The organism is Chryseobacterium sp. C3, assembly GCF_014218905.1.
Taxonomy (GTDB): domain Bacteria; phylum Bacteroidota; class Bacteroidia; order Flavobacteriales; family Weeksellaceae; genus Chryseobacterium; species Chryseobacterium mucoviscidosis.
This window is the reverse complement of sequence record NZ_JACLCU010000003.1, coordinates 306211-318627: the sequence shown is the minus strand read 5'-3', so window position 1 is coordinate 318627 and position 12417 is coordinate 306211. Positions and strand designations below refer to the sequence as shown.

Below are 12417 nucleotides of genomic sequence, written 5' to 3'. Positions count from 1 at the left end.
CAGTAAAATCATTTGAGCGGTAGAAAATCTACCGCTTTTTTTATTTCATCTTCATGCGAAAAATCCTTAATTTGGAGCCAAATAAATCTGAGTATGCAAAGTAGAAGAAAGTTTCTGAAAAAATCTGCCGTCGCTTCACTGGCTTTAGCGGTAAATCCATTAGACTTATTAGCTAAAAATCAACCTGAAAACAACAATACAGTCATTAATAAACCGATCGTTCTTTCCACATGGAATTTCGGTTTAAAAGCCAATGAAGAAGCCTGGAAGATTCTCGGAAAAGGAGGAAGAGCTTTGGATGCGGTGGAAAAAGGAGTACGCCTCGTGGAAAATGATCCGGAAGAGAGAAGTGTTGGTTATGGCGGTCGTCCCGACAGAGACGGAAGAGTGACTTTGGATGCCTGTATTATGGACGAAAATTACAATATCGGTTCTGTTGCCTGTCTTGAGAATATTAAAAATCCGATTTCTGTAGCGAGGGCGGTAATGGAAAAAACGCCTCACGTGATGCTGGTTGGAGACGGAGCCTTGCAGTTTGCCGTTTCGCAGGGATTCAAAAAAGAAAATATTCTCACTCCCGAATCCGAAAAAGAGTGGAAAGAATGGCTGAAAGACAGTAAATATCAACCGATCGTCAATATTGAAAATCACGATACAATCGGAATGATCGCTCTGGATGCGAACGGAAATCTTTCCGGAGCCTGTACAACAAGCGGAATGGCTTTCAAAATGCACGGAAGAGTGGGAGATTCACCGATTATCGGAGCGGGTTTGTTTGTTGATAACGAGGTGGGTGCAGCAACGGCAACCGGTCATGGTGAAGAAGTAATCCGAACCGTAGGAACGCATTTGGTGGTAGAATTAATGAGACATGGAAGAACGCCGCAACAAGCTTGTAAAGAAGCGGTTGAAAGAATAGTAAAAATTACACAGCGTAGAAATAAAAATCTGAAGGATATTCAGGTGGGTTTTATTGCCCTTAATAAAAAAGGAGAATACGGCTCCTATTGTATTCAGGATGGATTTAGTTTTGCGGTGTACGACCAGAAAGGAAACCGTCTGGAAACCCCCGGTTTTGCATTAAAATAAAATTTCAGATGATAAAAAATATAATTATAGTCTCTTTGTTTTTAACTGTTGCCTGTAAAGATGTTAAAAAAACAAATGATCTTAATTTTGTAAAAGAAAACCCAGAAGTCAGCAATAACTCTGAAGCAGAAGCTGCAAAAGAGTGGCTAAAGAAAAATATTATTGCTTATTTCAAAGCGGATATTTCAGATCAGCAAAAAATTATGCAGGATATTACCACAAAGGATTACTATCAATATAAAACCGATGCAACCAATGTTGATCTGGATGTGGATGGAAGCCTTACTCTAAAACAATTTCAACAGAAATGGGGAAGGAAGTACAATACAAAATATGCCGGAATAAATACTGGATTTCTTATTTCTGCTCAGGACTGGATTAATATTGAAGTGAGAAAGTGCGAATTAGACGCAATTGCAGGAAATGATGCATTTGTTTTTGATGTCGAATTAACGGATGAAGGAGCAAAGTCTATTTTTAGCCGTAAAATAGGAGTTGTGAAGAAGGATAACAAATTTATGATTGCAGATGTTCTTGAAAAAGAATAAATTAAAACATAAGAAAAATGTCAAAAATAGAAATAGCGTGCTTCAATCCGGAATCTGCATTAATCGCTTTTGAAAACGGTGCAGACCGAATAGAATTGTGTGACGGATTAAGCGAAGGCGGAACCACGCCGGATTTTGAAACCGTACAAGAGCTTAGAGAAAAAATCAATATTTCAATCTTTGTGATGGTTCGTCCGCGTGGCGGAGATTTCACCTACACCGATGTAGAATTTGAGCAGATGAAATCAGATCTGATTCAGTTAAAATCTTTAAACGTAGACGGTTTCGTATTCGGAATTCTGGATGAAAATGATGAGGTGAATAGTGAACAGAATAAAATTTTGGTCGAACTGGCAAAACCTTATCCATGTACTTTTCATCGTGCTTTCGACCGTGCAAAAGATTTGGAAAACTCTTTGGAAAAAGTTATTGAATGCGGCTTTACAACCATTCTTACTTCCGGACAGAAACCCAATGTTTCGGAAGGAAAGGAAAATCTTAAAAAATTAGTAGCGTTATCCAATGGCAGAATAGAAATTCTTGTCGGTGGCGGACTTCGCTCGTCCAATATTCAGGAAATACGGGAGTTTACAAAAGCAGGATATTTTCATTCTTCAGCAATTACGGACGGTGGAGCTTTTGCGAATGCTGAAGAGATTATTGCTTTGAAGAATAAATAATAAAATGAATTTTAACGCAAAGATTTATTTAACTGTATATTTACTTAAGGGAGCAAAGTATTGCGACAAAGTCGCTGATTAAGCTGAATGGCTAGAACCTTAGCTTCATAAAATCAATTTTTAATTGATTCTTCTTTGCCCACTTAAAATTTAATAATTACTAAAATTAAATCTTTGCGTAAAAAACAAAAACACAATAATAAATGGTAGAAAATGAATTATCCTATAAAATAATAGGATCAGCAATCGAAGTACACAAAAATCTTGGAGTGGGTTTATTAGAGAGTACCTACGAATTAGCTTTAGCATATGAATTGAAAAAATCAGGATTCAATGTAAAACGGCAAATTTATCTGCCCTTACAAGATAAAGAAATGAATATTGAAAATGCTTACAAAATTGATTTGCTTATCGAAGACAAAGTAATCGTTGAAGTAAAATCTGTACTGGAAATGCATCCTGTTTTTAATGCCCAGTTATTAACTTATTTAAAATTAGCAAACATAAAACTTGGGCTTCTTATTAACTTCAATACACCACTTATTAAAGATGGAATTCATAGAATTGTAAATAAATTATAATGAACAAAATTTTACTTTTTACTTTCCTTTTCATACAAATCTTCACCAATGCACAAACTTCAGAGCGTAATTTATCCTCTGAAAAATGGAAATTCAAAAATTCCAGAGAGAATAATTGGTTGGCTGCTTCTGTTCCGGGAACTGTTCATTTGGATTTGATCAATAACAAGATCATTCCCGATCCGTATAAAGATGAAAACGAAAAAAAAGTACAATGGATAGAAAATGAAAACTGGGATTATCAGACTTCATTTAACATTTCTTCAAAGGATTTAGAAAATCAAAATATTGAATTGATTTTTAATGGGTTGGACACGTTTTCTGAAATTTATTTAAATGGGAAATTGATTCAATCGACAGATAATATGTTCAGAAAATGGACAATTCCGGTTAGACAAAGTTTAAAGAACGGCAAAAATATTTTACAGGTAAAATTCAGATCTGCGGTAAATTTCGGAAGAGAATTAGCCCAAAAAGTTCCTTTCACCATGCCGGAATCTCCGAGAAGTTTTGTGAGAAAAGCGCAATATCAGTTCGGTTGGGATTGGGGACCAAGATTAGTGACGGCAGGAATCTGGAAAGACGTTAAATTGAATTTTTGGAACATTGCTAGGTTTGATCATATAAAAATCGAACAAAAAATTTTAACAAAGCAAAAAGCAGATTTAAATATTCATGCTGAAATTTTCGCTACAGAAGAAGGGAAATACAGTTTTTCAATTAACGGAAAATCTCAAAATATTTCTTTAAAATCCGGATTGAATTTAATTTCAATTCCTTATCAGATTCAAAATCCGAAATTATGGCAACCTAACGGTTGGGGGAATCCGAACTTATACGATATTAAAGTTTCTTTGCAAAAAGATTCAAAAATGATTGCTGAAAAATCTGAAAAAATCGGACTGAGAACAGTTGAATTAATTCAGGAAAAAGATGCAAAAGGAAAATCGTTTTATTTCAAGGTGAACGGAAAACCAATGTATGCGAAAGGAACCAACTGGATTCCGGGCGACAGTTTTTCTACGAGAATGACCAAAGAAAAATATCAGCACTTGATTAAAGATTGCAAGGATGCAAATATGAATATGATCCGCGTTTGGGGAGGCGGAATTTACGAAGATGATGAATTCTACAAAGTCTGCGACGAAAACGGAATTTTGGTTTGGCAGGATTTTATGTTTGCAGGAAGTTTTTATCCGGCTGATGAAAACTTTCAGAAAAATGTAGAATTGGAAGTAAAAGATCAGATTGAAAGGCTTCAAAATCATCCGTCATTGGCTTTGTGGTGCGGAAATAACGAAATCGATGAAGCGATCGTCAATTGGGGGTATCAGAAACAATTCAAATATTCAAAAGAAGATTCTTTACAGGTTTGGAAGGATTACAAGAAAATTTTTCATGAAGTAATTCCGAACGCTGTTAAAAAATATGCAACAAGTGATAAGCAAATCTATTGGGAAAGCTCACCGTCCATCGGATGGGGACATAAAGAAAGCCTTACGGAAGGCGATTCTCATTATTGGGGCGTTTGGTGGGGAGAACAGCCGTTTGAAATTTACAATGAAAAAGTTCCGCGTTTTGCTTCGGAATATGGTTTTCAGGGAATGCCGACGTTGGAAACCACAAAATCCATGTTTTCAGGAAATCCTGATTTAAGCTTACAAAATGGAACCATAAAAGCTCATGAAAAGCATTCCAGAGGCTGGGAAATTATTGAAAATTACATGAAGCGGGACTATATCGTTCCGACAGATTTTGTGAAATACAATTATGTTTCGCAGTTACTTCAGGCTCGCGGAATGCAGATTGCCATTGAAGCGCACCGCAGAGCTAAACCTTACAATATGGGAACTTTATACTGGCAACTCAACGATTGTTGGCCTGTCGTTTCATGGTCTTCCATAGATTATTTAGGAAACTGGAAAGTGCTGCATTATCAGGTGAAAAGGAGCTTTGAAAATCAGGTGATTTTAGTAGAAGAAAAGGAGGGAATACTTACTTTTTATGCCATTAATGATCAGACACGAAAATTTGATGATGTTTTTGTGGAAATAGAGGTCATTAATTTTCAAGGGAAAGTTTTAGATGAAATAACAACAGCTCCCAATAGAAAAACACTCGAAGAAATAGTACAATTCGATCCGATCGAAATTCAAAATCTGATTCCTGATTCCTATAAAAATGAAGTGTTTTTAAAATTGACTTTAAAAGATACCAACGGAAAGGTAATTGCCGAAAGTAACTATTTCTTCGCAAAGCCAAAAGATTTAAAATTAACAAAACCTGCCCTTAAAATCAGGAAAATATCTGCCACTGAAATTGAAATTTCAACAGATGTTTTGGCAAAAGACGTTTATCTGATGGGAGATACCCATTTCAGCGATAATTTTTTCGATTTGCTTCCAAAAACATCCAAAAGAATTACCCTTTCAAAACCATTGGAGAAAATAGAGGTAATGAGCTTATTTGATACGATGAATTGATTTTTATGAAATTGATAAAAAAGTTTTCTGATTTGTTGTTTTTAGTATTCTGTACTGTTTTACTTTCCAGAATATGTGTCACACAGACAAACTTTAAGATTAATACAGAATTGCCATTAAGTGATTTTAACGGTTTTGTGGTGGATAGTCATGAAAACGTATACATTGGAGATAGTTTTTATTCTGTAATTCAAAAGTTTGATCGCGAAGGCAAATTTATACAATCTATAAAAGTCAATAATTATGGAAAATCTTTCAGGATAGGCATTGATAAAATGGACAAAATTATTGTGAAATCTAATATTACCAGAAGTTTTACTATTTATTCTCATGATAATTACAATAAGAAATTTGTGGTATATGACAGGAAATATGACGAAACAAAAAATCCAAATAAATTTTTCTTCACCCAAAAAGCTAAATTTGAAAATTTAGGCACTTTTTATCCATCAATCTGGAAACTGTCGGGTAAAAAACAAAAAATAATAGAACAAAATTTCATTTTAAAACTTCTGAGTTTGCCTACAATGGTTATTATTATACCCTTCTTTTTATTTTTGAAATTTTTACCTTTTATTTCAAAAAAAATTATGATTGTCCGTAATTTGTCATCATTGAAAAACCTTTGAGTTCTTTGCTGAGTGAAACGCCTTTGCGAACTTAAAAACAGTTGGTATATAAAAGAATCTTAGCGATCTTTGCGTGAAAATTAAGCATTATGATCAATAACGGATAATAAAAAATTATTTCGAAACGATTATTAATCATTATCAACCGTAAATTTGCACAATAATTCAAAACTATGGTAAATTTTGTTCTGATTGCAGTGTGCATTATCGCGGGAATGGTTTTCAAGGCAACAAAATCCATCCATCCCGACGCGCATAAAGGAATCAACACATGGATTCTTTATCTTGCACTTCCGGCTGTTTCATTCAAATATTTACCGAAAGTTCACTGGTCGGCAGAAATGCTGTTTCCGGTGTTGGCGACTTTTCTTACGGCAGTTTTCTGCTTTTTCTTTATGATGTTTTACAGCAGAAGCAAAGGCTATTCACGGCGTTCCCGAAGTACTCTGGAACTCGTAAGCGGCTACAGCAATACTTCGTTTATCGGTTTTCCGCTCATTTCGGCTTTTTACGGAGAAAGTTTATTGAGTATTGCCATTATTTGCGATCAGACCATGTTTTTTGCACTTTCAACATTAGGAATTATTGCGGCTTTAAAAGGCGGAAGCAAATCCGGAAAGATCAGCGCAGCATTTATTCTGAAACGTCTCGTTACATTTCCGCCATTGATTGGTTGTATTGCTGCATTAGCTTTGTCTCAGTTCGTAGATTTCACTTCCGCAGAACCTTTTTTCGATAAATTAGCAGCTACAGTTAGTCCTTTAGCTTTATTTTCAGTCGGATTACAACTGAAATTCAATGGCTGGAAAAAACTGATTCCCCAAATGTCAGTTTCCATGTTTTACAAACTTATTCTGGCTCCGGCAATAACGCTCGGATTAGCACTTTTACTCGGAATAAAAGGAAATATTGCCAGAATTACCATCTTCGAATCGGCAATGCCTACAGTCGTTACCTCAAGCATTATTGCGGAGCAGTATCGATTAAATACAAAACTTACCAATTTAACGATCGGCTTCAGTATTATTGCGGCTTTTTTTACTTCCGCAGTCTGGTTTTACATTATCGATTACTTCTTTGGTGGATAATGGCAACTATTGTTTTTAATGTAAAAACTGTACAAAAAAATAAGTAGCAATTTAGCCAAAACATATGCTGAATTTCGGTTAAAATCAATTTTGATTAGAAATCTTTACATTGAACTAAAGCTTAACTTTCTTAAACTCTTAAACGCTCAAACCCTCAACATTTTTTTGGAGCTTTTTCCGGCTTTCCACTGTATCTTTTAGTTTACGGGCTCCTGAACTACGTTCGTAAACCTCCGGTTATGCTTCGCCCGCAACCCAAAAGGATGTCGTTGCAATCCGGGCTAAATAAAACTCATATCAACGAACAACACGACGAAAATAATCTCCAATTGAACAGATAAATTTTAAAAAATTTGTATGGTTTAGAGTCTTTCAAAACGAAAAAAATGATGTTTATTTGACCTGATCGGGATAAGTCTTCTTAAACGCAAGGAGTTTTCTATGTAGAAGTATATAGAAAAAGTTAAAATTTAAGTTGGCAAAAACTGAAATTTGTTTTTGCCAACTGTATTTTTCAGTATTATGCCTACTTTTAAGAAATTACGCCTAATTCTTTTCCAACTTTTTCAAACGCAGCAATCGCTTTATCAAGATGTTCTTTTGTATGTGCTGCTGAAAGCTGAACTCTGATTCTCGCTTTTCCTTTCGGAACCACAGGATAGAAAAATCCGATGACATAAATTCCTTCGTCCATTAACTTTTCAGCCATTTTCTGAGCCAAAGGCGCATCATAAAGCATTACAGGAACAATCGCAGCATCACCATCCGGAATATCGAAACCTTTAGATTTCATTTCCGCTCTGAAATATTCTGCATTTTCCATTACTTTATCGCGAAGAGAAGTATCCTCAGAAATCATGTCCAAAACCTTCAAAGCTGCTCCCACGATTCCCGGAGCCAATGAATTTGAAAACAAATACGGTCTTGAACGCTGTCTCAGCATATCAATGATTTCTTTTTTACCGGAAGTAAATCCGCCTAAAGCACCGCCTAAAGCTTTTCCAAGCGTGGAAGTAATGATGTCTACTCTACCCATCACTTCGTTGGCTTCGTGCGTTCCGCGACCTGTTTTCCCAATGAAACCTGTTGCATGAGAATCATCTACCATTACCAAAGCATCGTATTTATCGGCAAGATCACAAACTCCTTTCAGATCTGCAACAATTCCGTCCATTGAGAAAACGCCGTCTGTAACAATGATTTTAAAACGGTGATTTTTTTCGGAAGCTGCAATTAACTGAGCTTCCAGATCTTCCATATTGTTGTTTTTGTAACGGTATCTCGCTGCTTTACACAGACGAACACCATCGATAATGGAAGCGTGGTTCAGTTCATCTGAAATAATCGCGTCCTCTTCTGTAAATAAAGGTTCAAAAACTCCACCGTTCGCATCAAAACAGGCAGCATACAAAATGGTATCTTCAAGACCTAAAAAGTCTGCAATTTTCTGCTCCAGTTGTTTATGGATATCCTGAGTTCCGCAGATAAAACGAACCGAAGACATTCCGTAACCGTGAGATTCTATCATTTCCTGTGAAGCTTTCATCACTTCCGGATGGTTGGATAATCCCAGATAATTGTTCGCACAGAAGTTCAGCAGCTTTTTTCCGTTGGCTTCTATTTCCGCACTTTGCTGAGAAGTGATGATTCTTTCTCTTTTGTAAAGTCCGTCATTTTCAATATTCTGAAGTTCGTTCTGTAAATTTTCAAGATACTTTTTAGAGATCATTTCTAATAATTTTTAGGATGCGCTAATTTAATAAAAAAAGCTGTTTCATCATGATGAAACAGCTTTGTTATTTATTGCCTTATATTTTTACTTCTTTAAAAACTTCACGTTCTTATCGTTAATTTTAAAAATATACATTCCCGGAACCAGTTCTGAAATATTGATTGATTTCTCAGGCTGATACGTTCCCTGTCTTACCAATTTACCGTCTGTGAAGTAAATAGTGAAATCTGTAGGTTTTGTAATGCCTTTTAAGTTCAGTTCATTTTTAGCCGGATTCGGATATAAAGCAAATTCTTCTTTAACTAAATCTGCAGTTCCCAATGTGTTATCCTGAGTTACCGTAGAATTTCTGTCCAGAATCTGATATTCATAATTAAATTCTACACTTGCCACCGGAAATGTTACCGACTGCGTAAAATATTGGTTGTTGGACGTATTATTCAACGCAAAATAAGCAACCTGTCCTCCTGTTCCGTTTACTTTGATCGGTAAAGGCATTTCGAAGAAACTTACCGTTGAACTGCTTTGGGTTTGAGATGCTCTGAAAGTAACGGTATTTCCTACCTGCTTCCAACGGATGTCATACGTAGGATACCCCTGTCCGTAAATCCAGTCGTTGAAGAATTCTGTAAAATCCTTTCCGGTAGACGTTAATAAAGACGCATTCAGATCCTGAGTTCTTACATAGTTATAAGCCAAATTAGGTCTGGAATGGTATTCCTGAATTGCCTGATAAAATACAGCATCTCCCAAAATCCATTTCAGCATTCTCAGTACATAAGCTCCTTTTGAATAAGACAGTCTGCTGCTGAAAATAGTTCCTACACTGGTAAGATTGGCATCAGCAACATATACACTTCCTGTTGGCGAACCTGTAACAAAGTTTTTCTGAGTCAGCAGATAATTTAAAAAGTCTGTGCTCGTCATCAGCAATTTTTCATTCGCCACATGTTCTCCAAACGTGGCAAAACCTTCATTAAGCCAGATGTCGTTCCACGCACCGCAGGTTACTTTGTCGCCAAACCACTGGTGAGCTAACTCATGGGCAATGAGACTTCTGCTCCATCCCGCCATGGAAGACATGGTTTGATGTTCCATTCCGCCACCCGCCTGAAATTCCATGTGTCCGTATTTTTCATTTCTGAAAGGATAAGGTCCGAAGTAGGTTTCAAAAGTATTCATCACCGTTTTTGTCCAGTTGATGTTATTCATACTTGTTGTATTCGTGGAAGTTGCCGGAAAAATATAATTAATGAACGGAAAAGGAGGATTTCCCATTGTATCCGTTAATTTTACGAAGTTGGTGATGGAAAGAGCGATCAGATAAGCTGCAGTCGGATACTGCGTTCTCCAGAACGTCAATTTCTGACCATTTCCTAAAATGGTTTCAGACATGGGCTTTCCGTTGGAAGCGACACTGTATTGTGAAGGAGTCGTCACTTTTATATCTACTCTTTCAATTTTATCATTCAGACTCTGTTTTGTAGGAAACCAGTCCTGTGCTCCGTAAGGTTCATTTAAAGTAGATAAAACCGCAGTTCCGCCTTGTGTTCCGTTAAAAAAAGCGTTGTTGGTTGTTGAAGGCGCTCCTGAATACGTAACTGTTAAAGAATCCAGCACATTTGCTGCAAGAGCAGACTGGAAATTGATTTTCAGTTCTTTGGTAGACAACTGCTGAAAAGTAAGCGGCGTTCCGTGATACTGTACTCCCGAAACCGTCATCTGATTATCCAGATCAAAATAAATAGAGCTTACACTCTGATTCGGTTTAAAATGAGAAGTGACGGAACCCGAAACATTATACACCGCCGGATTAATGGTAAGATCCAGCCTCTGATACTGGAGATCGTAATTCAGGGTATTCGGGTTGACGTTTCCGACTGCCATTTTGTGAGCGAAAGATTTCATTTCTTTCGCCATCATCGCTTTTCTTTCGACATTATCGTTTTGAGCACTTATTTGCTGAAAAGTAAGCATACCCAAAACTAAAAAGTAAAACTTTTTCATATTCAATTTAAAAAATATATCAAAGATATAAAAAAACCTTTCAATCAGTGATTAAAAGGTTTTAATATCCGTTAAATTTTAATAATTCTACAAATCTAAAGCAGGTTCAAGAATTTTTTCCATTCTTTTCTTTACCATGTCTACAGATCCTGCGTAGTTGTTCACCATTAAAGAGAAAACCAGCGTTTTTCCTGTATTCGTTTTCATGTATCCTGCTAATGTTTTTACTTTATTCAGCGTTCCTGTTTTTGCAAAAACCTGTCCGTTTCCAAGACCGTTGAACATTCTTTTCAACGTTCCGGACTGTCCTCCAATCGGCAATGAATTTAAATATGTTTTGTAATATTTTTCGTCCATTAAAGAGGTTAAGAATTTTGCCTGAGCAATCGGCGTTACGTTATTGCTTCTCGAAAGTCCGCTTCCGTCGATATAATTTAAACCTAGCATATCGAAACCTTCATTTTTAAGATGTTCCGTTACTACTTTTCTTCCGGATTCTGTTGTCTGGTCTCCAAGACTCTGAAAACCAACCGTTTTTAACAATGCTTCAGCAAGACCATTATCGCTGTGCTGATTGGTATAATAAATAATGTCCGCTAAAGTAGGAGATTTGTAAACGGAAATTAATTTTCTGGCTTCAGGATTCGCATCCGTCATTTTCGGAGTCACTTTCCCTGTTACCGGAATTCCGCTTTTTACCAGAGTAGTTCTGAAAGAATTGGCAAGATAAGCCGGAGCATCGGGTAATTTTGTCGTTAAAATTCCGTCACCTTCATATTTATCTGCGTAAACCATCTGATTGTTATAAGGAGAAACGTAGAAAAACTTCTTATCGGTTGAAAAGTTGTTTCCTTTCTTTACGATCAGTTTTTCATTGGCAGGATTGATCTCTTTGGTTGTACCAACCGGCAAATAGTAATTATTGTTTTCCAACCACACAACATTTTCCGGAAGCTTCGAAATATTGCCTTTGAAAAGCGCTGTCTGGATAATAATATCCCCATTTACCTTTTTGATTCCCTCACGAGAAAGTCCTTCTTTGAAATCTGTAATAATGTCTCTGTAAGCCCAAGCTCCGCCTTTATTGGTTCCTAAAGAAGGATCTCCGCTTCCGACGATGTAAAGATTTCCGTTTAACACTCCGTTTTCGTCCACTGTTCCTGAATATTCGAGCTGAGTATTCCAACGATAACTTTCGCCCAGCATATTCATTGCTGTTTCGGTAGTTAATAATTTCGTTGTGGAAGCTGGAACCAAAGGAGTATTTTCGTTATACGAAGAAATTACTTTCTTCGTTTTCGGGTCGTACACTACGAATCCCCAAGTTGCATTTTTCAGCACAGGATCGGTCATCATAGTGTTTACATTAATGTCTACAAGTTCTTTCGGCGACAAAATAGTTTTTTCCACTATGGAAGTGATGGGAGAAGGTAAGTTTAAACTGCTCTTCTGATTGTCGTAAGCCGGAGAATACAGAACTGTAGAAACGGTAGACTGTGCAAGAAAAAATCCTGAAGCCAGCACCGCAACACCTGAAATATACTTTCTGAAATTTACCATCTATTTTTCTTTTGCTATAG

10 protein-coding genes are annotated in these 12417 nt (G+C 36.5%); 7 read left to right on the top strand and 3 right to left on the bottom strand.

The genetic code is table 11. The features are described from left to right. Positions 1 to 93 precede the first annotated feature (93 nt). The 7 genes from H6W53_RS08660 (at position 94) to H6W53_RS08630 (ending at position 7098) form a co-directional block, all read left to right on the top strand. On the top strand, positions 94 to 1089 hold the full coding sequence (locus H6W53_RS08660; protein ID WP_185206118.1) for an isoaspartyl peptidase/L-asparaginase family protein: 996 nt from the start codon (positions 94 to 96) through the stop codon (positions 1087 to 1089). A gap of 8 nt (positions 1090 to 1097) precedes the next feature. Beyond that, positions 1098 to 1637 (top strand): hypothetical protein, encoded by a 540-nt coding sequence (locus H6W53_RS08655; RefSeq protein ID WP_185206116.1) that lies wholly within the window; start codon positions 1098 to 1100, stop codon positions 1635 to 1637. A gap of 17 nt (positions 1638 to 1654) precedes the next feature. Further along, on the top strand, positions 1655 to 2317 hold the full coding sequence (locus tag H6W53_RS08650) for a copper homeostasis protein CutC (RefSeq protein WP_185206113.1): 663 nt from the start codon (positions 1655 to 1657) through the stop codon (positions 2315 to 2317). A 203-nt stretch (positions 2318 to 2520) separates the two neighbouring features. Next, positions 2521 to 2898: a GxxExxY protein gene (locus tag H6W53_RS08645; RefSeq protein WP_185206104.1), complete on the top strand. Its 378-nt coding sequence runs from the start codon at positions 2521 to 2523 to the stop codon at positions 2896 to 2898. Beyond that, complete coding sequence (locus H6W53_RS08640; protein WP_185206102.1) at positions 2898 to 5381, top strand: beta-mannosidase; 2484 nt, start codon at positions 2898 to 2900, stop codon at positions 5379 to 5381. Before H6W53_RS08645 ends, H6W53_RS08640 begins: the two co-directional genes overlap by 1 nt. A 5-nt stretch (positions 5382 to 5386) precedes the next feature. Beyond that, positions 5387 to 6010, top strand: coding sequence for a hypothetical protein (locus H6W53_RS08635; RefSeq protein ID WP_185206100.1), 624 nt, complete (start codon positions 5387 to 5389; stop codon positions 6008 to 6010). A 173-nt stretch (positions 6011 to 6183) separates the two neighbouring features. Beyond that, complete coding sequence (locus H6W53_RS08630; RefSeq protein WP_185206098.1) at positions 6184 to 7098, top strand: AEC family transporter; 915 nt, start codon at positions 6184 to 6186, stop codon at positions 7096 to 7098. A 532-nt stretch (positions 7099 to 7630) separates the two neighbouring features. On the opposite strand, the gene kbl is transcribed toward H6W53_RS08630, so the two are convergent. From kbl to dacB, 3 genes are all read right to left on the bottom strand, one after another. Next, the gene (kbl, locus tag H6W53_RS08625; RefSeq protein WP_185206096.1) at positions 7631 to 8827 is read right to left on the bottom strand and encodes a glycine C-acetyltransferase; all 1197 of its coding nucleotides are present in this window, start codon (positions 8825 to 8827) and stop codon (positions 7631 to 7633) included. An 87-nt stretch (positions 8828 to 8914) separates the two neighbouring features. Beyond that, positions 8915 to 10837, bottom strand: coding sequence for a M1 family aminopeptidase (locus H6W53_RS08620; protein ID WP_185206093.1), 1923 nt, complete (start codon positions 10835 to 10837; stop codon positions 8915 to 8917). A gap of 87 nt (positions 10838 to 10924) precedes the next feature. Further along, positions 10925 to 12397 (bottom strand): D-alanyl-D-alanine carboxypeptidase/D-alanyl-D-alanine-endopeptidase, encoded by a 1473-nt coding sequence (gene dacB / locus H6W53_RS08615; protein WP_185206091.1) that lies wholly within the window; start codon positions 12395 to 12397, stop codon positions 10925 to 10927. Between the last annotated feature and the right edge of the window lie 20 nt (positions 12398 to 12417).